This window comes from Amycolatopsis sp. A1MSW2902 (assembly GCF_017312175.1).
Lineage (GTDB): Bacteria > Actinomycetota > Actinomycetes > Mycobacteriales > Pseudonocardiaceae > Amycolatopsis > Amycolatopsis nivea.
The window spans coordinates 2,262,626-2,286,250 of sequence record NZ_QJPO01000001.1 but is presented as its reverse complement, the minus strand read 5'-3'; the positions used below and the strand labels follow the sequence as shown (position 1 = coordinate 2,286,250).

General features: G+C 70.7%; 18 protein-coding genes and 1 pseudogene. 16 read left to right on the top strand and 3 right to left on the bottom strand.

Annotation, left to right across the window (positions count from 1 at the left end; translation table 11 throughout):
- Nucleotides 1-115: 115 nt before the first annotated feature.
- Nucleotides 116-859, bottom strand: coding sequence for an SDR family NAD(P)-dependent oxidoreductase (locus DMP23_RS10360; protein WP_037812593.1), 744 nt, complete (start codon nucleotides 857-859; stop codon nucleotides 116-118).
- Between the two features lie 100 nt (nucleotides 860-959).
- Here DMP23_RS10360 and DMP23_RS10355 point away from each other — a divergent pair, with 100 nt between their 5' ends.
- From DMP23_RS10355 to DMP23_RS10345, 3 genes are read left to right on the top strand one after another with little or no spacing between them, the layout of a single operon-like run.
- Entirely contained in the window at nucleotides 960-1,568 is a 609-nt protein-coding gene (locus DMP23_RS10355; RefSeq protein ID WP_037812595.1) for a TetR family transcriptional regulator, read from the top strand.
- A gap of 28 nt (nucleotides 1,569-1,596) precedes the next feature.
- The gene (locus tag DMP23_RS10350) at nucleotides 1,597-3,153 is read left to right on the top strand and encodes an MFS transporter (protein ID WP_037812597.1); all 1,557 of its coding nucleotides are present in this window, start codon (nucleotides 1,597-1,599) and stop codon (nucleotides 3,151-3,153) included.
- Nucleotides 3,154-3,168: 15 nt separating this feature from the next.
- Entirely contained in the window at nucleotides 3,169-4,155 is a 987-nt protein-coding gene (locus DMP23_RS10345) for an RNA polymerase subunit sigma-70 (RefSeq protein ID WP_337820922.1), read from the top strand.
- Nucleotides 4,156-4,291: 136 nt separating this feature from the next.
- Here the strand turns inward: DMP23_RS10345 and DMP23_RS10340 are convergent, their stop codons facing one another.
- A complete protein-coding gene (locus DMP23_RS10340; protein ID WP_037812602.1) occupies nucleotides 4,292-4,561 on the bottom strand; it encodes a WhiB family transcriptional regulator in 270 nt (89 codons plus the stop codon).
- A gap of 422 nt (nucleotides 4,562-4,983) precedes the next feature.
- On the opposite strand from DMP23_RS10340, the pseudogene DMP23_RS10335 reads away from it, so the two are divergent.
- Both DMP23_RS10335 and shbA read left to right on the top strand, forming a co-directional pair.
- A pseudogene (locus DMP23_RS10335) lies at nucleotides 4,984-5,418 on the top strand (RNA polymerase sigma factor); the annotation flags it as partial.
- Between the two features lie 51 nt (nucleotides 5,419-5,469).
- Nucleotides 5,470-6,150, top strand: coding sequence for an RNA polymerase sigma factor ShbA (shbA, locus tag DMP23_RS10330; protein ID WP_337824380.1), 681 nt, complete (start codon nucleotides 5,470-5,472; stop codon nucleotides 6,148-6,150).
- Here the strand turns inward: shbA and DMP23_RS10325 are convergent.
- On the bottom strand, nucleotides 6,127-6,990 hold the full coding sequence (locus DMP23_RS10325; RefSeq protein WP_337820921.1) for a LysR substrate-binding domain-containing protein: 864 nt from the start codon (nucleotides 6,988-6,990) through the stop codon (nucleotides 6,127-6,129). The genes shbA and DMP23_RS10325 overlap by 24 nt on opposite strands.
- Before the next feature lie 100 nt (nucleotides 6,991-7,090).
- Between DMP23_RS10325 and DMP23_RS10320 the strand changes: the two genes are divergently transcribed.
- From DMP23_RS10320 to DMP23_RS10270, 11 genes are all read left to right on the top strand, one after another.
- On the top strand, nucleotides 7,091-8,116 hold the full coding sequence (locus tag DMP23_RS10320) for a bile acid:sodium symporter family protein (RefSeq protein WP_337820920.1): 1,026 nt from the start codon (nucleotides 7,091-7,093) through the stop codon (nucleotides 8,114-8,116).
- Nucleotides 8,117-8,156: 40 nt separating this feature from the next.
- Nucleotides 8,157-8,837, top strand: a complete 681-nt coding sequence (locus tag DMP23_RS10315; RefSeq protein ID WP_134666737.1) for an SAVMC3_10250 family protein — start codon at nucleotides 8,157-8,159, stop codon at nucleotides 8,835-8,837.
- A 182-nt stretch (nucleotides 8,838-9,019) separates the two neighbouring features.
- A complete protein-coding gene (locus tag DMP23_RS10310; RefSeq protein ID WP_337820919.1) occupies nucleotides 9,020-9,568 on the top strand; it encodes a DUF1062 domain-containing protein in 549 nt (182 codons plus the stop codon).
- A 555-nt stretch (nucleotides 9,569-10,123) separates the two neighbouring features.
- Nucleotides 10,124-10,462 carry a WXG100 family type VII secretion target gene (locus tag DMP23_RS10305; protein ID WP_037812610.1) on the top strand — a complete coding sequence of 113 codons (339 nt, stop codon included), beginning with the start codon at nucleotides 10,124-10,126 and terminating at the stop codon, nucleotides 10,460-10,462.
- A gap of 30 nt (nucleotides 10,463-10,492) precedes the next feature.
- Entirely contained in the window at nucleotides 10,493-10,792 is a 300-nt protein-coding gene (locus tag DMP23_RS10300) for a WXG100 family type VII secretion target (protein WP_037812613.1), read from the top strand.
- Nucleotides 10,793-10,837: 45 nt separating this feature from the next.
- Nucleotides 10,838-11,389 carry a WXG100 family type VII secretion target gene (locus DMP23_RS10295; RefSeq protein ID WP_037812616.1) on the top strand — a complete coding sequence of 184 codons (552 nt, stop codon included), beginning with the start codon at nucleotides 10,838-10,840 and terminating at the stop codon, nucleotides 11,387-11,389.
- 45 nt (nucleotides 11,390-11,434) lie between these two features.
- Nucleotides 11,435-15,502: a hypothetical protein gene (locus tag DMP23_RS10290; RefSeq protein WP_337820918.1), complete on the top strand. Its 4,068-nt coding sequence runs from the start codon at nucleotides 11,435-11,437 to the stop codon at nucleotides 15,500-15,502.
- Nucleotides 15,499-19,512: a type VII secretion protein EccCa gene (eccCa, locus tag DMP23_RS10285; protein WP_238605409.1), complete on the top strand. Its 4,014-nt coding sequence runs from the start codon at nucleotides 15,499-15,501 to the stop codon at nucleotides 19,510-19,512. The genes DMP23_RS10290 and eccCa overlap by 4 nt, the downstream gene beginning before the upstream one ends.
- On the top strand, nucleotides 19,509-20,894 hold the full coding sequence (eccD, locus tag DMP23_RS10280; protein ID WP_337820917.1) for a type VII secretion integral membrane protein EccD: 1,386 nt from the start codon (nucleotides 19,509-19,511) through the stop codon (nucleotides 20,892-20,894). Before eccCa ends, eccD begins: the two co-directional genes overlap by 4 nt.
- Before the next feature lie 16 nt (nucleotides 20,895-20,910).
- The gene (locus tag DMP23_RS10275) at nucleotides 20,911-21,144 is read left to right on the top strand and encodes a type VII secretion protein EccB (protein WP_037812626.1); all 234 of its coding nucleotides are present in this window, start codon (nucleotides 20,911-20,913) and stop codon (nucleotides 21,142-21,144) included.
- Between the two features lie 17 nt (nucleotides 21,145-21,161).
- Nucleotides 21,162-23,615: a hypothetical protein gene (locus DMP23_RS10270; RefSeq protein WP_337820916.1), complete on the top strand. Its 2,454-nt coding sequence runs from the start codon at nucleotides 21,162-21,164 to the stop codon at nucleotides 23,613-23,615.
- Nucleotides 23,616-23,625 lie beyond the last annotated feature (10 nt).

The window sequence follows — 23,625 nt, the reverse complement described above, 5'->3', positions numbered from 1 at the left end:
TTCGAGGATCACCGCGTTAGCTGGGAATAGCCTGAGAAACCTGTCGCGAACATGTGATGCTGCCCGTTCGGCGGAGCGCGCGGCGACAGCCGGTATCCCTTCGGGCACCGGGAGTTCAGCGCGGCATGCGCCGCCACACCGCACGCGGCACGAACCGCATCGCGGCGAACACCAAGCGCAACATGCCGGGCACCCACACGACTTCCCGGCGGCGGCGCAAGGCGGCGACAGTCGCGTCGGCCACCTGATCGGCGGTGCTGGAGAACGGCGCGGGAGACATTCCTTCGGTCATCCGGCCGATCACGAAGCCCGGGCGCACGAGGAGCAGGTGGACGCCGGTGCCGTGCAGCGCGTCGGACAGTCCCGAGGCGAACCCGTCGAGGCCCGCTTTCGCCGAGCCGTACACGTAGTTCGCCCGCCGCACGCGAATCCCGGCGACCGACGAGAAGACGACCAGATTTCCGGAACCCTGAGTGCGCAACAGTTCCGCCGTGTGAGTGAGTACGGACACCTGTGCGACGTAATCGGTGTGCACGATCGCGGTGGCGTGCGCGGCGTCGGTCTCGGCGCGGGCTTGGTCGCCGAGGATGCCGAACGCCAGCACGACCGTCTCGAGCGGTCCGTGCTCCTTGATGACGCGCTCGAGCAGCGGACGGTGCGCGGAGAGGTCGTCGGCGTCGAAGTCCTCGGTCGCGACAGTCTCCGCGCCCGCTTCGCGCAGGGCGGCGGTCTGCTCGCTGAGGTCCGCGCCCGGTCGCGCGGCCAGCACGAACCGCTTCGCTCCCCCGCGCGCCAGCCGGACGGCCACCGCCGTCCCGATCTCGCTGCGTCCGCCTAGTACCAGCACCGTTCCGCTCACGGTGGGTGAGTCTGCCAGCCCGCTCCCCGGGCAGCACGAGGTGCCCTGATTCACAAACTGCAACTTTGCAGACTCTGCAAGATCTGGCTACGCTGATCAAGTGCCCTCCCCCGGACTTCGCGAGCGCAAGAAGCTCGAAACCCATCGCACGATCGCTCTCGCGGCGCTTCGGCTGATCGACGAGCGTGGTCTGGACCAGGTCACCGTCGACGACATCGCCGCCGAGGCGGGCGTGTCCGCGCGCACGTTCTTCAACTACTTCCCGGTCAAGGAAGACGCCGTGCTGCTCGCGTACGCCGACCACGCGGAGCGGGCAGAGCAGACGATCGCCCGGTTCCTCGCGCAGCCGGACGGGATCGACGCGTTTCCCGCGTTCGTCGCGACCGTCCGGGAAGACCTCGCCGACATCGAGCGGGACCGCGACGAGTGGCTGACCCGGCTGCGGATCATCCACTGCGACCCGTCGCTGCTCATCCGCGCGACGACGCTCAACTCCGGCTCGCGCGATCCGATGATCGCGGCCATCGCCCAGCGCTCCGGCACCGACGCGGAGAAGGACCTGTTCCCGTCGCTGCTGCTGGCCGTGGCGGGCGGAGTGCTCAACACCTCGCTCAGCCGGTGGGCCGCCCGCGACGGCGCCCAGCCGCTGCTCGAGATCTTCGACGAGGCCGCCGCCGCCGCTGCCGCCGGCCTGCCCGACCCGCGCTGACCCCTCCCGAGTCCGGAAAGGACTGTCCATGTCCCTGTCCACCGCGGAATCTCCCGCGCCTTCCCCGGCGATGAGCCACCGGCAAGTGCTGCAGGCGATGTCCGGCCTGATGATGGGCATTTTCGTCGCCATCCTCGCGTCCACTGTGGTCGCGAACGCGCTGCCGCGGATCGTGTCCGAGCTGGGCGGCAGCCAGTCGTCCTACACCTGGGTCGTCACCACCGAACTGCTCGCGATGACCGCGACCGTCCCGCTGTGGGGCAAGCTTTCCGACCTGTACAACAAGAAACTGCTGATCCAGCTCTCGCTCGGGCTGTTCGTGGTCGGGTCGCTGGTGGCCGGGTTCGCGCAGAACATCGACGTGCTGATCCTCAGCCGGATCGCCCAGGGCATCGGCGGCGGCGGGCTCACCGCGCTCGCCCAGGTGATCATGGCGGCCATCGTTTCGCCGCGCGAGCTGGGCAAGTTCTCGGGCGTCTTCGGCGCGGTCTTCGCGGTCGGCACGGTCGCCGGACCGCTGATCGGCGGCGTGCTCGTGGACACCTCGTGGCTCGGCTGGCGCTGGTGCTTCTTCCTCGGCGTGCCGTTCGCGCTCGCCGCGATCCTGTTGCTGCAGCGCACCCTGGACCTGCCGACCCTGCGCCGCGAGGTGCACGTCGACTACCTCGGCGCGTTCCTGATCATGCTCGGCGTTTCGACGCTGCTGGTGTGGTCGTCGCTGGCCGGCTCGACGTTCGCATGGGGCTCCTGGCAGACCGCGGTGCTCGTGCCCGCCGGCGTGCTCGTGCTGGTGCTCGCGGTGTGGGTCGAGTCGAAGGTGCGCGAACCGGTCGTGCCGCTGAAGCTGTTCCGCAACCGCACGGTCACGCTCGCCACCGTCGCGAGCTTCCTGGTCGGCGTCGCGATGTTCGGCGGCACCGTGTTCCTGTCGCAGTATTTCCAGCTGGCGCTCGGCAAATCGCCGACGGTGGCCGGGCTGATGAGCCTGCCGATGATCTTCGGCCTGCTGGTTTCGTCCACGGTGTCCGGCCAGCTGATCAGCCGCACCGGCAAGTGGAAGCCGTTCCTGCTGCTCGGCTCGGTGCTGATGGCGGCCGGGCTGGGCCTGCTCGGGCTGATCGACGCGCACACCTCGCTGGTGGAGCTGAGCCTGTTCATGCTGGTGCTCGGCGTCGGCGTGGGCATGCTCAACCAGAACCTGGTGCTGGTGACGCAGAACGATGTGCCCGCCGCCGACCTCGGCGCGGCGACCTCGACGCTGTCGTTCTTCCGCAGCCTCGGCGGGTCGATCGGCGTGAGCGCGCTCGGCGCGGTGCTGGCCAGCCGGGTCGGCACGCTCATCTCCGACGGGCTCGGGCCCGCCGCGTCCGCCGGGTCCGGCAGCGGCGGGAAGGTGCCCGACCTGGCACAGCTGCCCGCCCCGGTCGTGACCGTGATCCGGGAGGCCTACGGGGTCGCGACCAGCGATCTGTTCCTGATCAGCGCGCCGATCGCGCTGCTCGTGGTGGTCGCGGTCGCGTTCCTGAAGCACCTGCCGCTCAAGACGCAGAGCGGGCTGGAACGGCTGGCGGACGAGGCCGCCTGAGCTACCGTTGCCCGGGTGACCAGCGACGAGGAGTTCGGCGCCCTGATCGAACGGCACCGGCGCGAGATCCGCGTGCACTGCTACCGGATGAGCGGTTCGTTCGAAGAGGCCGAGGACCTCACGCAGGAGGCGTTTCTCCGGGCCTGGAAAGGCCGCTCCGGCTTCGCCGGGCGGGCGAGCGTGCGGACGTGGCTGTACCGGATCGCCACGAACGTCTGCCTCGACGCGCTCGCCCGGCGGCCGCGGCGGGTGCTGCCGGACGAACTGGGTCCGGCGGCCGACCCGGCGGGCGAGATCTCCGCGCTCGACGTGCCGTGGCTGAGCCCGTTCCCCGATCTGCTGCTCGACCCCGCGGCGCCGGACGACACCGGCGCCGCGGTCGTCGAACGGGAAACCATCGAACTGGCGTTCCTCGCCGCCATCCAGTTGCTCCCGCCGCGGCAGCGGGCCGCGCTGATCCTGCGCGACGTGCTCGATTGGTCCGCAAAGGACACTGCCGACCTGCTGGGCACTTCGGTGGCCTCGGCGAACAGCGCGCTGCAACGGGGCCGGGAGACGTTGCGCGCCAAGCTCCCCGCCCGGCGCGCCGAGTGGTCCGCTCCGGACAGCACGACCGCCGAGGAAACGGCGCTGCTGCGGAAGTTCATCGCCGCCTACGAATCGGCGGACGTGCAGGCGGTGGCCGCGGTGCTCAGCGAGGACGCGCGTGCGGTGATGCCGCCGTACTCGTTGTGGTTCGACAGCCGCGATCGGATTCTCGGCGCGCTCGGACCGAGTTTCGATCCGCGGTCGCCGTACTACCGGGGCAGTTTCCGGATGGCGCCGGTGCGGGCGAACCGGCAGCCCGCGGTCGCGACTTATCTGCGCCGGCCCGGCGAATCGGTTTATCGCGCTTTCGGAGTCAGCGTCCTCACCGTGCGAAACGGACTGGTCACGGCGGTGGCCGCGTTCGAAACGGCGGCATTGGCACCTTACGGACTCGCCGAAACGTTCGACGAATAAAAAAACGCCCGGGCGGCGACCGCAAGTGCTGCGATCGCCGCCCGGGCGCAACCACCGAGTTCCGGGCTTTGCGGCCGGTCGTGGTGGGGGAAACTGCTAGCGCCCTCGCCGCCGGGAAATGGTCACCGGCTCGCGGTCAGGCGACTCGATGCCGTGCGGCGGCGGAGCCGGTTCGCACCAGCTTCCGGCGCTCCAGCTCGGTAGTTCCCCCGAAGATCCCGTTGCCGAGACCGTTGTCGAGAGCATAGGAAAGGCATTCCGCGCGGACCGGGCATCGCGCGCAGACCGCCTTGGCCTTCGCGACCTGCTGCGCCCCCGGACCCATGTCGGAAATCGGGAAGAACAGTTCCGGGTCCTCGTCCTGGCACGCCGCGCGGGCGAGCCAGCTGGTGGCCGTGAGTTCCATTGTTGCTTTTCACCTCCTGTCCTCATTGTCGAACCGTGGTCAACCGACTTCTCCGCGCGCACGGGCACGCCATGCCTTCGGAGGGTGTTCGGTGGGCTTTTCGGCCGAACCGCCCCGGGCCGCGAAGGACCCGGCGGACGACCGGCTTTCCAAGTTACCACCGATCACCGCCCGCGCGCGAAATTTCGATTCAGCTCACATCGCGGACGCGGTTGGCGGCGGACGTGCTACGGCCCCCGCGCCGGGCGCTCTCCGGGTCCGGAGAGTCCGGGTTTTCCTTTTCCGCGCACCGTTTCCCCCTTCCGCCGCGTCCGAGGCCGGCCTGCCCGTCCGACCCAGGTACCCGCCCGCCCCGGAGTTAACCACATTTCCGTGACCGGATCGTTACATCCCACGGGCGCGCCACCGCACCTGTTCGACAAGTGCGGGATCGGGAGGGGGTGCGCGTGGCGGGGTTCGACGGCTTCTTCCGGGGCGAATTCCCTCGCCTCGTGGCGTTCCTGTGCGCGGGCGGGCTCGGCCCCGCCACCGCGCGCGAGGTGGCGGTGGAGGCGTTCGTCCAGGAAACCGGGACGTGGCCGCCGCCGGGCGACCCGCGCGTCGCGGTGCGGCTGACCGCCGTCCGGCTCGCCGCCGAGCAGACGTGGTTCGACGGCGGCGCGCCGTCCGCGGACCCGCCGGGCGACCGGCTGACCTCGGTCGTGGAGCGGAACGCGCGCGGGGTCGAACTGCTTTCGACGCTGCCGGAAACCCAGCGCACGGTGCTGACCTGGTCGCTCAACGGGTTTTCGCCCGCCGCGATCGCCTCCGCGCTCGGCATGGCGGGCACCACAGTCCGCTCGAATCTGCGGCACGCGCGGGAACGGCTGAAGCACCGGCTCGGCCTGGCCGGGCGCGAGGAGGCGCTGATGACCGAGCTGCGCGAAGCCGAAGCCGCACTGGTCAACGCGCTGCGCTCGGCGCTCGACGTCGAAGAAGCGTTGACCCGGGTGAAAACCGAGGCGACCGCCTTGGCCGCGCCGCGCGTCCCGGCCGGCCGGTTCGGCTTCGACGGCCCGGTGCGCGCGGCGGTCGAGGGCGATCCGGACGCGGCGCAGGCCCTGCTCGCCGCGGTGCAGCCGTTGATCGTGCGCTATTGCCGAGCCCGGCTCGGCGGTGCCGACGCATATTCCTCCGCGGACGACGTGGCACAGGAAGTCTGCCTCGCGTTGCTGTCCGCGTTGCCCGGTTACCGGCATCAGGGGCGGCCGTTTCTGGCTTTCGTTTACGGGATCGCGCAGCACAAAGTGGCGGACGCGCACCGGGCGCACGCGCGCAACCGGACCGAAACGGTGGCCGAGATGCCGGAGGCGGTCGATCTGGCCGACGGGCCGGAGGAACGGGCGCTGCGCGCGGAGCTGAACCGGCAGCTGGCTCGGCTGCTGCAGTTGCTGCCGGAGCGACAGCGGGAGATTGTGTTGCTGCGCATAGTAGTCGGGCTCTCTGCCGACGAAGCGGCCGAAGCGGTCGACTCCACTCCGGGCGCGGTACGGGTGGCGCAACACCGCGCGCTGCTGCGGCTCCGCTCAGCCCTCGAACGACGCCGCTGACCCGATCCGCGCCACCACGAACTCCGCCAGCGCCGCCACCGGGCCCTCGCTGCCGTCGCGCGACAGCAGGATGAAATCGACGTCGCCCGGATCCGGCAGGCCGAGTTCGGCGGGCAATTCGACCAGGTCGGACGGCACCAGGCTCCGCGCGTGCACGGTAATCCCGAGCCCGGCGGCCGCCGCCGCGCGCAGGCCGGTCAGGCTCGAGGTCTGGCAGGCCGCCCGCCATTCCAGCCCGGCGCGCTCCAGCGTTTCCACCGCCAGCTGCCGGGTGACCGACGGCATCGGGTACTGCACGAGCGGCACCGGATGGCCGGGCGTGAGGTCCGTCGCCGCCGAGCCGATCCACACCAGGGGTTCGCGGCGCAGCAGCCGTCCCGGGCCGGGCGCGCCCGGGCGGCGTTTGCCGAGCACCAGGTCGAGGCGGCCGTCGGCGATCCGGCGGGCGAGCACATCGGACAATTCCACGTGCAGTTCGACGTCCACCAGCGGATGGCTTTCCCGCAGCCGCCGCAGGATGTCCGGCAGCTCGCCGAGCGCGAAGTCCTCCGACACCCCGAACCGGACCCGGCCGCGCACCTGCGCGCCGCGGAAATGCCGGGCCGCGCGGTCCTCGGTGTCCACAATGGTCTGCGCGAACCCGAGCATCGCCTGCCCGCGCGCGGTCAGGTCGACCGCGTGCGTGTCCCGGGCGAACAGCAATCCGCCAGCCTCGGACTCGAGCCGCCGGATGTGCTGGCTGATTGTGGGCTGCCCCACACCGAGACGCCTCGCCGCCGCCGTGAAGCTGCGAGTTTCCGCCACGGCAAGGAAAGAACGGCACAACCGCGGATCCAGCATGCGTCACATCTTATCGGCTTTCACAATGACAGTCAGTACGGTCATCGGGGTTCCGAATGACCGTCGGCGACGGGAGAATGACCGGGAAAGGAGATCCACCGTGCTCGCTTCGTTCGCCCGCCCCGTCTCGGCCTTGCTCGCCAAGCTGCGGATCGACCCGTTCATCGCCCTGATCCTCGTCACCGTGGGCATCGCCTCGCTGCTGCCCGCCTCCGGCGCGGTCGCGACCGGATTCGGCGTGGTGACGAAGATCGCGGTCGGTCTGCTGTTCTTCCTTTACGGCGCAAGGCTTTCCAGCCAGGAAGCGGTCGAAGGGATGCGGCACTGGCGGTTGCACGTCACGGTGCTCTGCGCCACTTTCGTGCTCTTCCCGTTGCTGGGGCTCGCCGCGTCGTTCCTCTCCCCCAGGCTGCTGACCTCGCCGCTGTACACCGGCGTGCTGTTCCTCTGCCTGCTGCCCTCGACCGTCCAGTCGTCGATCGCGTTCACCTCGATCGCGAAGGGCAACGTCGCCGCGGCGATCTGCAGCGCGTCGCTGTCCAATCTGCTCGGCATCGTGCTGACGCCGCTGCTCGTCGCGCTGCTGCTGGCCACCGACGGACCGGGCGTGAGCGGTTCGGCGGTGCTGGACATCGTGCTGCAGCTGCTGGTGCCGTTCGTCGCCGGGCAGCTGGCACGCCGCTGGATCGGCGGATGGGTGCAGCGGCATTCCGCGCCGCTCAAGATCGTCGACCGCGGTTCGATCCTGCTGGTGGTCTACACCGCGTTCAGCGAGGGGATGACCGAGGGGATCTGGCACCAGCTGGACGTCGGCCCGCTGCTGGCGCTGGTCGCGGTCTGCTGCGTCCTGCTGGCGGCGGTGCTCGCCGCGACGAGCGGCGGCGCGCGGCTGCTCGGGTTCGCCCGCGCGGACCGGATCACGATCATGTTCTGCGGTTCGAAGAAGAGCCTGGCGAGCGGCCTGCCGATGGCGACGGTGCTGTTCGGGCACGCCGAGGTCGGGCTGATCGTGCTGCCGCTGATGCTGTTCCACCAGATTCAGCTGATCGTGTGCGCGGCGATGGCGCGCCGGTACGCCCGGCAGGAGGCCGCGCAGGAGCCGGGAGAACTGGCGGCGGTCGGCTGACGTTGACCGGGTGCCTCCGGGCCCGCCAGGATCGGTTCCCATGCGGGAACTGGTGTACGTCTCCGAGGCCAAGCTCAGCCAGTTCGAGAGCCAGGGGCTGGACAAGCACCTGGCCCGGGCGTCGGAGGTCGCCGGGAAGGTCCCGGGCGTCGAGCTTCGCGTGCACCTGTCCGGCCGGGCCGCCCATCCGGGGCTCGACCGGGCGGTCCGGAAGATCGGGACCTCCGCGCGGTGGTACACCGACGACGAGCTGGTCCCCGGGCAATGGGTGCAGTTCGAGGCGCGGCTGAACTACCGCGTCGTGCACGGCGGAAGCCACGGCGGACAGTCGGCCGCGCTGCTTTTCTGGGAGCCCGCGAACGGCGACGAGCCCCGGCTGCTCCTGCACGGTTCGCCGGAGCATCTGGTCGGCACGCGCACGCCACCGCCCGCCGAAATGATCGGGCTGCCGATCTCGCACAGCGGCGGGATGGCGGATTTCCTCGACGAGCTGACCGGGAAGTCCTTCTCTCAGGCGCTGCACTTCCTGCTCGGGGACCTGGACCGGCGGACGCCGCCCGAACTGGCGGGCTGGATGGCGGGGTACGCGCGCCTGACGGCCGATCTGGCCGTCACGAACACCCCGGCCCATTTCACCCGGGAGGAACGCACCCCGCCGACCCGGGTGGTGCTGGCCAGTCCGCTGTATGTCGAGTACACGAGCGCGCCGGAGCCGGGCTGACGGAAAATCCGGTGGAGCCGCGCCCGCGTCCGCGGCTACTGTCGCCCGACCAGTGTCGGCTAGGCGAGGACGTGCCGTTGTACATCGCGTGAGGCATCCCAAGCTCTGATCCCGTCGCGCGCCGCGTTCGAGCGTCGCGCTTCTTCGTGCTGCGGAATTCTCACTGGAATCGGTGTACTCCTGTGCTCTTTCACTGGACAGTCCTGCCCACTTGCCTGCCGCTCGTCCGGCGGCGCTGCCATACGTGCTCGTCCGGGCTTTTCCGGGCGGACGGCAAGTTCCGGGTCAACGCCAACCACAAACTCGTCGACGCCTGGCTTCTCGTGCTCTGCACCGGTTGCGGGGAAACGGCGAAACTCACCGTGTTCGAACGGGCGAAGGTGCGCTCGGTCCGGCCGGATCTGCTGGACCGCTTGCACCACAACGATCCCGGCCTCGCCGCCGAACTGCTCCAGGACCCGGTCCTGCGACGGCGCAACCGCGTCGCGCTCGACTGGAACGGCGGCTGGCGGCTCGACACCGGTGGTCCGGACCACTTGGACCAGGACGCGATCGACGTCTCGGTCGGCTTCGCGGCCCGGATCCCGGTCCGCCCGGTTCGGCTCATCGCCGAGGGCTGCGGCCTGTCCCGGGCTGAGGTCGAGCGGTTGCTCGCCGAAGGGAAGGTTGTGTCGGGAGTCCGGCTGAGCGGCAAGCTCTCCGGCGACTTCGCCTTCACGCTCAAGTACTGACCGCCGTGCGGGGAACCCTGATTCTCGCGGGTTCCCCGCACGGACGGTCGGCGGCGTCCGTGCACAACGGACACCGCAAGTCCGCCCGCGATTTCCGCTCGCATGAGCGCGAACCGCGAACGCGGGCAGCAGCCAGTGCCTGAACGGGCAATCCGCAGCGGCCCCGCACCTCCAGGGGCCCTTCGCGGCTGATCGCGGAGGCGGCGTCCGTCCACAGAGGACCGCGCAAGTCCGCTCGCGATTCCCGCTCGCATGAGCGCGAACGGCGAACCAGGGCAACGGCGGTGCCTGAACGGGCAATCGCGCGTAACCAGGTCCAGCGGAAGACGTTGCCACTGCCCGCGCCCCCCGGGTGGAGGAGCCCCTTGCCCCGCCGTCCGCGCACTGGTGTTCAGAAGGGAACAACGCGGCGACAACCCGTAGACCGGCGCTTACCGTAAGTCCGCAGTCTCCCCGTGCTCTGTCGTATCGGCCGAACGAAGGGCATCCGCGGCGACATCGGCGGTCTGGCATGCCAGTCCGTCATATCCGGAGAACCCGACCAGAGGAGAAAGCATGGCTTCGCAGGACGGCGCCCGCGTCGACACCAGCGTCATGCGCAAGGGCGCGCAGACGATCAGCGACACCGGGCAGAACATCACCGGGGTGAACCAGAAGGTCGACGGCACCATGCAGACGCTGTTCGGCACCTGGCGGTCGGACTCGGCGAACGTGTTCAACCAGGCGATGGGCCAGTTCGACCAGACGGTCCGCAAGATCGTGCAGAAGCTGGACGAGCTCGCGCAGAACGTGCAGACCTCGGCGAGCGAGTACGACAGCCGGGACTCGGACAACACCTCCACCGCCCACAACGCCGCGACGGTCATCGGCGGCGGCGGTCTGCAGGGCTTCTGATCCCCTTCCTTCCCACGAAAGGACATTCCCATGGCTTTGGGCCAGTTCCAGATCAGCTTCGCCACCATGCAGGACACCGTCGGGCAGGCGAAGCAGCAGTCCAACCAGATCACCGAGCTGCTGGACCAGATGAAGGCCGTCATCGAGGGCCAGCGCGAAAACTGGACCGGCGTCGCGGCGGACATGTTCCACGAGACCTACAACTACTGCCACCAGGCGGCGCTCACGCTGCCGCAGGCGCTCGACGCCGCCGCGCAGACCCTCGGCCAGATCAACGAGGGCACCTCGAACACCGAGGGCAACAACGCCAAGCGGTTCGCCGCCAACTGACGCCGCCGCCTCGCCGCAACTGACCAGAAAGGAGGGTGAACGGCCATGGTCGCGCCAGGTGACACGAACTACGGGATGAACAACGATTCGCACACCCATCAGAAGACCTCGGACGACGGGAAGTTCCACAGTCCGGGCGACCAGACCCCGCCGGACGTGAAGAACGAGTGGATCCCGCCGGGCGACGTCGGCAAGCCGCCGCCGGTGCCGGGCGGTTCCGAGCATCCGGGCAGGGGCGTCACCGCGGTCAACACCGAGGCGATGCGCACGTTCGCGAAGAACATGCAGGCGCTCGCGGACGGGCCGCTGAAGGACCTGCCGGCGAAACTCGACGGCATCCAGCTCAAGCCCGGCGTGTTCCTGACGGCGCAGAGCAAGATCTTCACGCCGATCCAGGGCACGAACGCGCTGCGGGACACCACCCGCACGGCGATCCACGACCTCTGCAAGGCGCTCGACGAGGTCGCGGACGCGGTGAACAAGGCCTCGAAGGCGTACGACAACGCCGACGAGGTCAACAAGATGTCCGCCGACGACTACAACCAGTACTTCAACACCGTCAGCGGGCACATCACCGGCGCCGGTCAGAAACCCTGACCGGACGGGCGGCGGTCTCTCCGGGTTCGAAGCGATCGAGGGAAGATGGCGGACGACAACAACACCCACGGGTTCACCTCGGACGACAACGGGGTCTGGCCCGACACCACGCAGACCGGCAACCAGAACACCACTGGTGACCCGTCGAAGGATTTCGACGGCCTGACGTGGAAGCAGATCGAAGCGGCGATCCTCGGCGGCGGTTCGCTGTCGGGCGGCCAGGACAACCGGGACAAGGCCTACGGCAACGTCAACTGGCAGTCGCTTCAGGACGCGGCCGGGGTGTTTCAGGAGACGCAGCAGAACCTCGCGATGGTCGCTCAGTCCATTCAGGACCAGACCGCCGCCCTCGCCGGACCCGACGGTCCGTGGAAGGGCGACGCCGCGACGAAGTTCAAAGACATGATGACCGCGCTGGGCAACAAGTTCTCCGATCTGGCCGACCGGATCGGCGACGGCGGCGGGTCGAACAACGTGCCGACGAACCTCGTCAATTCCGCGGCCTATCTCAAGTGGGCGCAGGACACGATCCGCTACATCGACAGCTATTACGCCAGCCAGGTCCTCGCCCAGGGCAGCAAGTACCACCTCAGCGACGGGCGCGCGTACATCTCGCAGTTCCCCGAGGCCGTCGAGATGATGACCAACGACATGCGCAAGGTGGGCGGGCAGCTCGCGCAGAAGTACAACACCGTGCACGTCAACGCGGGCAAGACGACCCCGCCGCCGACCCCCGGCGGCGGTGACGTCAACACGCCCAAGCCTCCCCCGCCACCGCCTGCTCCGCCGCCACCGCCCACACCGCCGCCGCCTCCGCCGCCGGTGACTCCTCCTCCCCCGCCGCCGGCTTCTCCGCCGCCGCCTCCGGTGACGCAGCCGCCGCCGACCCCGAAACCGCCGCCGGTGTCCCCGCCGCCGGGCGGTGGCAACGGCACTCCACCGCCGCCGGTGAACAAGGCCGCGATTCCGCCGCCGCCGAACGGCGTGAACGGTCCTGGCGGGAGCAATGTGCCGCCGCCGATCAAGAACGCGATGGTGCCGCCTCCGCCCGGGGACGTGAACGGTCCCGGCGGGAACAACGTGCCGCCGCCGATCAAGAACGCGATGGTGCCGCCTCCGCCCGGCGACCTCAACGGTCCCGGGGGCAACGGCACGCCGCCGCCGGTGAACGCTGCCTCCATTCCGCCGCCGCCCAACGGGGTCGGCGGGAACAACGTGAAGCAGCCGTCGGTCAAGCCGCCGGCCATTCCCGCGCCGCCGGGCGATTCGACGGGAGGGAACAACCTCAAGTCGCCGTCGATCCCGCCGCCGCCCGGGGCCTCGGGCAACAACCTGGGCGGGAACGTCAATCCGCCTTCGATCCCGGCTCCGCCGGGCAGCTCGGGCGGGTCGGGGCATGTGAACCCGCCTTCGATCCCCGCTCCGCCGGGCAGTTCCGGCGGATCCGGGCACGTGAACCCGCCTTCGATCCCCGCTCCGCCGGGCGATGCCGGCGGCAACCTGGCGAACAACGCGCTCAACCCGGCGCATCTGCCGCCGGGCCTCAACACCCCGCCGGGCAACCAGACGCCGGGCGGCAGCGGCATCCCGATGATGCCGCCGGGCGGCATGGGCGGCGGCGGTGGGCTGAACCCGCCGTCGGCGGAACGTCCGGACTCGTCCGGGCTGCTCGGCAACATCAAGAAACCGTGGGTGAGCCCTCCCCCGGACGGCATCGGCAACCCCGACGCACACGGCGACACCCCGCCGCTCAGCTCGGCCAAGTGGGCTCCGCCTCCTGGCGCGAGCGGAGGCGTCGGCGGACCCAGCACCAACGGTCTCGGCGGCCCCGGCGATGGCGTCGGCGGCCCTGGCGACTCCGGTCCGGGCGCGATCAAGGGCCTCGGCGAGAGCGATCTGCCGAAGATCCCGGACCCGGTCGGCAACCACGAGCAGGTCCCCGGCGGCGGAACCCCGCCGATGATCCCGCCGGGCGGCATGGGCGGCGGCAGCGGCTTGAACACGCCCTCCGCCGAACGTCCGGACTCGTCTGGATTGCTCGGCAACATCAAGAAACCGTGGGTAGGCGCTCCCCCGGACGGGATCGGCAACCCCGACGCCCACGGCGACACACCCCCGCTCAGCTCGGCCGAATGGGCCCCGCCGCCAGCTGCCGTCGGCGGTCCGGGCGTCAACGGTCTGGGCGGCGAGGAACCGACCGGGCCCGGAGTGAAGGGGCTCGGCGAGAGCAACCTGCCGAAGATGCCAGATCCGGTCAGCAACCACGAGCAGCAACAGCTTCCGGCTTCGGGAACGCCACCGATGGTCCCGCCAGGCGGAATGGGCGGCGGCAGCGGCTTGAACACGCCCTCCGCCGAACGCCCGGACTCCTCCGGACTGCTCGGCAACATCAAGAAACCGTGGGTAAGCGCTCCGCCAGAGGGCATCGGCAACCCCGACGCACACGGCGACACACCCCCGCTCAGCTCGGCCGAATGGGCCCCGCCGCCAGCTGCCATCGGCGGTCCCGGCGGCGAGGAACCGGCCGAGCCGGGAGTGAAAGGCCTCGGCGAAAGCAACCTGCCGAAACTGCCCGACTCCGTCAGCAACCACGAGCAGGCCTCCGGCGGCGGAACCCCGCCGATGGTGCCGCCGGGCGGCGGCAGCGGGCTGAACACCCCTGCCGCGGAACGTCCGGATTCGGCTGGACTGCTCGGCAACGTGCAGGAGCCGTGGACGGCCGACCTACCCGGCGGCGTCGGCGACCCGAGCGCGTTCGGGGATACCCCGCCGAGCGCAGCGGCGGACTGGGCGAAGAACCAGCAGCCTCAAGGGCCTGGCATGCCGATGGTCCCGCCGGGCGGTGCCGGTGGCGGAGCGAACACGCCCGCCGCCGAACGACCCGACTCCGCCGGGATGCTCGGTGACGTCCAAGAACCGTGGGCAGCAAGCACGCCGGTGGGCATCGGAAATCCGAGTGCGCAAGGCGAAACCCTGCCCAGCGCCTCAACCAGCTGGGCAAACGACCGGCAACCCGGCGGCGTCGGGAACCCCAGCGCCCCGAGCACCACAGCCGGTTGGGCAAACGACCAGCAACCCGCCACACCCGTCGACATCGCGAACCCCAGCGCCCCGAACACCACAGCCGGTTGGGCAAACGACCAGCAACCCGGCGGCGTCGGCAATCCCAGCGCCCCGAGCACGGCCGACTGGGCGAAGCAAGCCCAAGGACCGGGCATGCCGATGGTCCCGCCCGGCAATGCGGGCAGCGGAGCGAACACGCCCGCCGCCGAACGACCCGACTCCGCCGGACTCCTCGGCGACGTCCGGCAACCCTGGACGCCAGCCACACCGGTCGGCATCGGAAACCCCAGCGCACAAGGCGAAACCCCGCCCAGCACCGCAACCAGCTGGGCAAACGACCAGCAACCCGCCACACCCGTCGGCATCGCGAACCCCAGCGCCCCCAGCACCTCCGCCGACTGGGCAAACAACTGGCAACCCGGCGGCGTCGGGAACCCCAGCGCCCCGAGCACCACAGCCGACGGGGCGAACCAAACCCCGGGAGCCGCCATCCCGATAGTCCCGCTGAACGCCCCAGGCAACAGCACAAAGCCCCCAGCCGAACGTCCCGACACGGCCGAAATGCTGAGCGAGGCCCCGCAATCCTGGCTGCCGCAGTCCACTGTGGACACTCCGGCGAACACCGGCTGGGGAACCGCAGCAACCCCCGAAGACGAGAGCGTGCGGATTGCCGTGGTCCAACCCCTCGACCACGAGGACATCTCCGCCTGGGACGTAGGCACCGCCGACTTCCTCCCCGCTCTCCTGCCGGTCACCACGCCAGCGGAAGACCGGGCCGAGGAGATCACCACCGACCACGTCCAGCGCACCGACGAACCGTGGCGGCCCGACGAAGCGCTCGGGACCTACCAGCGGGTCCGCGGCGGACCGGCCGAAATCCTGCCTGACGAGCTGCCCACCTGCGGCGACGCACCAGAACCCCTGGAGCCCGAAGCCGACGAGGCGGACGAAGAGACCGAGGAAGAAGAGGAACGCACCATGGCCGACCTGCTCCGGCAGGACGATTCAGCCTGGGGCAGGCACCGCAGCTCTCCGGGGGTGCTCGAATGAGTACGGAAACCGTCAAGCGGGGCCCGCGCGCGGCGGGTCCGGAAATGCCCGAGGGGCAAGAAGAACTGCAGGAACCGCCCGTCATGGCGGAACCGGCGGCGCGCGATTTCAACTCGCTGCTGATGATGCTGCCGATGGCCATCGGGTCGCTGGTGATGGTGCTGGCGTTCTCCGGAGTCGCGGGCAGTTCGCCGTTCACCTACGTGATCGGCGGCGGCATGGGCGTGTCCATGATCGCGATGAGCCTCGGGCAGCTGTCCCGCGCGGCCGCCGAGCGCAAGCGCAAGATGCAGGCCGAGCGGCGGGACTACCTGCGCTACATCGGGCAAGTCCGCGAGCGGGCCCGTTCGACCGCGGAGGACCAGCGGCACGCGGTGGCCTGGAACAACCCGTCCCCGGACTCGCTGTGGTCGCTCGCGATGGGGCCGCGGCTGTGGGAGCGCCGGATCAGCCACGAGGACTTCGCGCGGGTGCGGATCGGGCTCGGCACGCAGCAGTCGGCGCTCGAACTGGTGCCGCCGGTGACCAAGCCGATCGAGGACCTCGAACCGCTGTCGGCGATTTCGCTGCGCCGGTTCACCGAGACCTACCGCACGCTGTCGGGCATCCCGACCGCGGTGGGGCTGCGCAGCTTCACCAGCGTCGAGTTCGACGGCGATCCGGACGCGGCCGTCGGGCTGGTCCGGGCGATGCTCGCGCAGCTGGTCGCCTTCCACTCGCCGGACGAGCTGCGGCTCGCGGTGCTCACCACGGAAGCCGCGCAGGCGCAGTGGGACTGGGTGAAGTGGTTGCCGCACAACAACCATCCGACCCTGCGCGACGCGGCGGGCCCGCTCCGGCTGCTCGCCGCCGACCACGACGAGCTGATGGACCTCCTCGGCCCGGACGTCGCCGACCGCGACGACCACGACAAGACCGTCGGGCCGACGACGACCGAACCGTTCGTGGTGGTCGTCGCGCACCTGGCGACGATCCCGGAGTCCTCGCGGCTGGTCGGCGCGGGACTGCGCAACGTCGTCCTGCTCGACGTCACCGGCACGCTCCCGGGCGGCCCCAAGGTCCTGCGGCTGACCACCAAGGACGATCTAGTCGAGTTCCCGGCGGGAAGCGGCGTCGGATCGGCGACCCGCGACGAGCTGTCGGTGACCCAGGTCGAAGGGCTCGCCCGGCTGCTCGCCCCGAAAAGGACCAGCGGCACCCTCGAGATCGCCGACCAGCCGCTGGAAAGCGATTTCGGCCTGACCGCCCTGCTCGGCATCAAGGACGTGCACACCTTCGACATCCCGGGCCAGTGGCGGCCGAGGTCGGCGCAGCGGGCCCGGATGTCGGTGCCGATCGGCGTGACCGAGGACGGCGAGATCGTCGAGCTGGACCTGAAGGAATCCGCGCAGGGCGGGATGGGCCCGCACGGGATGCTGATCGGCGCGACCGGTTCGGGCAAGTCGGAGCTGCTGCGCACGCTCGTGCTCGGGCTGGCCGCGACGCATTCGTCGGAGATCCTCAACTTCGTGCTCGTCGACTTCAAGGGCGGCGCGACGTTCCTCGGCATGGACCGGCTGCCGCACACCTCGGCGACGATCACCAACCTCGCCGACGAACTGCCGCTGGTCGACCGCATGCAGGACTCGCTCAACGGCGAAATGGTGCGGCGGCAGGAACAACTGCGCGCGAGCGGCTACCCGTCGCTGTACGAATACGAAAAGGCGCGCGCGGCCGGCGAACAGCTGGCTCCGATGCCGACGCTGTTCCTGGTGGTCGACGAGTTCTCCGAACTGCTGAGCGCCAAGCCGGAGTTCATGGAGCTGTTCGTCTCGGTCGGACGGCTGGGCCGCAGCCTCGGCGTGCACCTGCTGCTCGCCTCGCAGCGGCTGGACGAGGGCCGCATCCACCGCGTCGAAGGCCACCTGTCGTACCGGATCGCGCTGCGCACCTTCTCCTCGATGGAGTCCCGCAGCGTGATCGGCGCGGGCAGCGCCTACGAGCTGCCGCCGGAACCGGGCAACGGCTACCTGAAGATCGACACCACGAACCTGGTGCGGTTCAAGGCCGCTTACGTCTCCGGTCCGGTCCCCGCGGGCAACGGCGAAACGCACGTGGACGCCGCGCGCGTGAGCCGCGAGGTCGTCCCGTTCCGCACCGAGGCCCGGCCCGCCAAGCTGATCATCCGCGACGACGAACCGGAACCGGCCGAGAAACAGTCCGATGTGGACGCTCTCGAAGCCGCCGTGCCGGGCGGGCCGACGCTCGCCGACGCGTTCATCGACCGGCTGACCGGCGCGGGCCCGGCAGCGCGCCAGGTGTGGCTGCCGCCGCTGGCCGAATCGCCGAGCCTGGACTCGCTGCTGCCGAGCGTCACGCCGGACCCGGTGCGCGGCATGGCCGTGGCCGACCCGGCGCACTGGGGCAAGCTCCGGGTGCCGATGGGGATGATCGACCGGCCGTTCGAGCAGGTTCGCGAACTGCTGACGGCCGACCTGTCGTCGGCGGCCGGGCACGTCGCGGTGGTCGGCGGGCCGAAGACCGGCAAGTCGACGCTCCTGCGCACGCTCGTGCTGGCGCTGGCGATGACGCACACCCCGCAGGAGGTCCAGTTCTACGGGCTGGACTTCGGCGGCGGCGGGATCATGTCGCTGTCCGGGCTGCCGCACGTCGGTTCGGTCGCCACCCGCCTCGAGCGCGACCGCGTCGTCCGGACCATCGAGGAAATCTCGCAGGTCATGGAAGGCCGCGAGACGCTGTTCTCCGAGCACGGCATCGAATCCATGGACGCTTACCGCGCGTTGCGCCGGAAGGGCCAGATCGAGGATCCGTTCGGCGACGTGTTCCTGGTGGTCGACGGCTGGTACAGCCTCAAGAACGACTACAGCGACCTGGAACAGAAGATCGGCGAACTGGCCTCGCGCGGCCTGTCCTTCGGCGTGCACGTGGTGATCGGCGCGACCCGCTGGTCGGAGATCCGGCCGTACCTGCGCGACCTGCTGCAGACGCGGTTCGAGCTGCGGCTCGGCGACCCGATGGAGTCGGAAATCGGCTCGCGCAAGGCGAAAACGGTGCCGAACCAGCCGGGTCGCGGCCTGACCCCGGACGGACTCCATTTCCTGGCCGGGCTGCCGCGGATGGACGGCAGCGGGAACACCGACGACCTCGCCGCGGCGGCCAAGGCGGTCGCCGAGGAGGTCCACCTGTTCTGGCCGGGCGCGCCGGCCCCGGCGGTGCGGCTGCTGCCCGCGAAACTGCCGATGGCCCAGCTGCCCGCGCCGGACGGCGACCTGCGGATCGCGCTCGGCCAGGACGAGCAGCGGCTGCTGCCGGTGTGGCACGATTTCGCGGCCACTCCGCACCTGCTTGCCTTCGGCGACAACGAAACCGGCAAGACGAACCTGCTGCGGGTCGTCCTGCGGTCGGTCCTGACGCGCTACTCGCCGAGCGAGGCGAAGATCGTGCTGGCCGACCCGAGCCGTCAGCTGGACGCCGAAGTGCCCGAGGCCTACCGCGTCGGGTACGCGACCACCACCGAGGCCCTGCAGGAATTGGCGCAGCAGGCCAGCGTTTCGCTCACTCCGCGGGTGCCGGACCAGACCATCACCGCGGACCGGCTCAAGCGCCGCGACTGGTGGACCGGCCCGCGGCTGTTCTTCGTGGTCGACGACTACCAGCTGCTGACCAGCGGCATGGGCTCGCCGCTCGAACCGCTGTTGTCCTTGCTGTCGCAGGGTTCCTACATCGGGTTCCACCTGATCCTCAGCCGCAGCACCTCGGGCGCGATGCGGGCGCTGAGCGACTCGGTGGTCCGCCGGATCTGGGAGCTCGGCAGCCCGGGCGTGGTGTTCTCCTACCCCAAGGAGGAGGGCAAATTCCTCGGCGAGGCGGCGCCGCGCCCGCTGCCCGCCGGACGCGCGCAGCTGGTCACCCGCCGCGGCGTGAAGCTCGTGCAGACCGCGATCGCGGAAGAAGAACGGGCCGGCGAGGGCTGGTCCCCGCTCGCGACGACCGAAGGAGGCGTGCGATGACCGCGTCGACCGGCGAACTGTGCCGGATCACCGTGTACGGGCCGCAGGGCAGGGCGGATCTGGCGGTGCCGATGTCCGTCCCGCTGACCAGCCTGCTGCCGGTGCTGCTGGAGCACACCGGCGGCCGCGACGACCTCGGCGAGGCCTGGGTGCTGCAGCGGCTCGGCGAGGAACCGCTCGACGCGTCCGGCACGCCGGAGTCGCTGGACTGGAAGGAGGGCGAGGAGTTCCACCTGCGCCCTCGCGCGGATCCGTTGCCGGAACTGGACTTCGACGACATCGCGGACGGCATGGCCACCGCGGTGAGCCGCCATCCCGGCCGCTGGCGCCCCGAGTTCAACCGCGGCCTGTTCCTCGGGTTCGCGATCTTCTCCCTCGTCGTGCTGGCCAAGGTGCTGCTCTACCCGGGTTCGTCCGGGCTGAGCGCGATCGGCGGCGGCGTGGTGTCGCTCGGGCTGCTCGTCGCGGCCGTGGCGACCGGGGTGCGTTCGGACGACAAAGCCCTGCTGACCCTGCTCGGGCTCGGCGGGTGCGGGTTCGCGTTCCTCGCGGGCGCGGTCGCGGTGGCCGGGCTCGAGCCGGCGTTCGACCTCCAAGGCACGCCGATCCTGACCGGTTGCCTGGCCTTCGCGCTGGCCGGCGGTCTGGTGCTCGGCGGACGGGCCGCCTGGTCGCACGCCATCCCGTTCGTGCCGTTCGGCGCGGTGGTCGCGACCGGGCTGGCCGGGGCGATCTCGCTGTGGCTGCACCTCGGCGCCGGGTTCACCACCGAGCAGGCGGCCGGCCTGGTGTCGTTCGTGCTGGTCGGGCTGATGGTGTTCGCGCCGCGGATCGGCATCCGGTTCGCGCGCATCCGCGGTCCGCAACTGCCGCGTTCGGCCGGCGAACTGCAGTACGACATCGAGCCGATGCCGGCCGCGCAGATGGTGCACCAGACCGGGTACGCCGACGGCTACCTCACCATCGCCTGCCTCGCCGCCACGGCCGTTTTCGTCGGCTGCTTCCCGTTCCTGGTCGGCCACGGGCTGTTCCCGGCCCTTCTCGGCGGGCTGGTGTCCGCGGCGGTGCTGATGCGGTCGCGGGCGCTGCTGGGCGTGTGGCAGCGGGTTCCGCTCGCCGTCGCCGGCGCGGTCGGCCTGGTGCTGCTCGGGCTGGCGCTGATCCAGCCGCTGCCCGTGCAGTGGCGGGGCGCCTGCCTCGCCGGGCTGTGCCTGGTGTTCTTCCTGCTCCTGCTGGCGATGCTGCGCCCGCCGCCGCGGCGGCTGCTGCCGATCTGGGGGCATCTGGCGAACTGGCTGGAAACGCTGAGCGCGGTGGCGATGATCCCGATCCTGCTGCAGCTGTTCGGCGTCTACGCGTGGGCTGTCGGGCTCACCGAATAAGCGAAGGAGAGGTGCCATGGTGCAGACGCAGAAGGACCACGTCGAGGCGTATTCGTTCCTGATCGGGCGGATGACGTCGGCGCTGGTGCTCGGCGACGCGAGCCACCTCGACGTGCCCGCCCGGCGGGCCTGGGTGGGCCTGCTGGTCGGGCTCGTCCTCGGACTGCTGATCGCGGTCGGGTTCTTCGTGTACGGGCTGATCGCGCACCACACCGGCGGGGCGGCGCCCGCCGTCGGCCGCCGAGCCTGAGCGGAAGGAGGACAGCCATGGAACTCTCGCTGATCCGGCGCGACGACGGCGCTTTGGAGAAGAAGACCGTGGGCAACGCGCTGGTCGTGCACCTCGCGGAGGGGATGACCGGCGAGGCGCAGTCGCTCGCGCTCGGCGTCGCCGCCGATCCCGACCACGACCTGGTGGTCGTCGACCTGCCGGTGGATTCGCCGATCACGATGTGGGAATCGGTCGCCAAGGCGCTCCCCCGGCGCCGCCGCGGCGTGCGGCTGGTGATCGGCGGCCGTTCGCGCGAGACCACCGCGCTGGCCGGGCAGTGGCTGGCCGAGCGGATCAACCGCCCGGTGCTCGCGCCGGACGGGTCGGTGATCCCGAGCGCGGGCGGCGCGCTGTTCGTCCACGCCGGGCGCGGCGGGGGCTGGGTGCGGTTCCGGCCGGGCCGTCCGCCGACGTGGGAGGCGAAGCGGTTCCCGCGCCCGGCATGGGATTCCGGGATCGCCGCCGAGCTCACCCCGACGAGTTCGCGCGGCGTCGCCGAACCGCTGCCGGGCGGCTTATGGGTCCGTCCGGTCGGCTTCGACGCGCCCCAGCGGCACCACCGCCGCGCACTGATCTCCCGGATGCCCGCCCAGCACGACACCATGACGATCGTGCTGGGCTGCCCCGGCTGCCCGCCGCTGGCGCTGGACGACGCGGCCCGGCTGTGGGTGCAGCTGCCGGAGAAGGTGCGGGCCAAGGCGCGGTTCGTCCAGTACGGCCCGATGCAGGTGCCCGGCGAGGCCTCGATCGGGCAGGCGCTGGCCGATCTGCTCGGCAAGCCGGTCGCGTTCTACGCTGGCGTCCCGGTCGGTTCGCCACAGCTGCCGACCCTGCGGACGGTGCTGTACGACGGACGGCTCGGCTGGCGTCCGTTCACCACCGAACTCGGCTACGAACCGGGCTCGGCTTCCGTCTTGCCTCAGCTGCTGTCGCACCGTCCGCCGATCCACGGGCTCGACCAGGTCTCTCCGGCGGTGTACTGGTACTCGCCGGACGCGGTGGTCGAGGTCGTGCAGTCCGGCCTGTTGGTGCGTCCGCCGCAGGACGGTCCTTCGTCGGCCGCGATCCGCGAGATCGGCCTCGACGCCGCGGTGCACAATCTGACCTTTGACGCGGCGGACGAGGGCTCGGCCTCGCGGATGCGGTTGCTGGCGGAGGATTTGCTGGCGCGGCTGGACGAGCAGACTCGCCGGATGAGCCGGGTGCTGCCTGCTGCGGCGCTGCTCGCGGAGCGTGCTCGGCCGCGGGTGGTGGCGCGGGCGTTGGACGCGATCGAGTCCGGACATCCGGTGCCGGTGGTGGCTGCGCCTGCTCCGGCGGCTTATCTGCCGGCGGCTCCGGCGGCGTTGGGTATTGCCGCGCCGACGGAGGTTCCCGGGGCGATCGCTGCTCCGGTTCCTCCCGTTGCTGCTCCGGTCGCTGCTCCGGCGGAAACTCCCGCCGAGCCCCCGGTCAAGGTCTCCGCCGCTCCTCCGGCCGCGAAGCCGCTCACGCACCTCGCCCCGGCCGACGTCGCACCGGCCAAGCCCGTCGAACCACCGGTCGCCAAGCCCGCGACTCCGGCGTCCACTTCGGACCATCCGGAACCCGCGGCCAAAGCGGAGCCCGCGCCGAAACCGGCGAAAGCCCCGGCAGAGTTGCGTTTCCAGGAAACCCCCGGTGCGGAATCGACCGCACTGCTGCCCAAACGCGGTGCCGACAAGGAACGCCAGTGGCTCCGTAAATCGCTCGGCGCGGAATACGGCCTGATGTCGAACACCGTCGCGCGGATCCTGTCCGAGCACCCGGGATTCCAGGGCGTGCTGTCGACGTCGTCCTCGGCCGAGGTGCTGACCGACGCGGTGGCGGTGCAGCTTTACTTGTCCCCCAAGGGATCGACGATCGACGCGGGACTGCGGCGCGGCGCGAACGGCCCGCACGTCCCGGTCGCCCGGTGCGTCGTGGCGGGGCTGAGCAGGCTGCCCTCGCACCGCGGCCCGGCGACCTTCGCCACCGAGCTGCCGCCGTCCGCGTGGCCGCTGCTGGACGGGCGGAAAGTGCTGACCGAATGGGGTTTCCTCAACGCGCTGACCCAACCGTCGTCCACAGTGGACGGGGAGACGGACGTGCTGGTGTGGTCGATCACCGGACGGCGCACCAAATTGCTGGAACCGAGCGAGAGCGGCGTCGAAAACCGCGTCCTGTTCGTGCCGGGGACCAGCTTCAAGGTGCTGGAAACGCGCAAACCGGCCGCCGGTGCGCGCGGCGCGGTGCTGCTGCGGGAGCTGACCGCGAGCGAGATCGACGAGACCGGACGGGTGGCGAACGACCGGGCTTCGCTGGACGAGCTGGCCATGAATTCGCTCCGGCAGACGGTGCAGACGTGGGCGGAAGCGGGCGAGGACCTGGTCCGGACCGTGATGGACGAGCAGGCCGCGGAGCGGTTCGGGGCGCTCCCGGGCCTGGCGTGAGTGCGGAGAG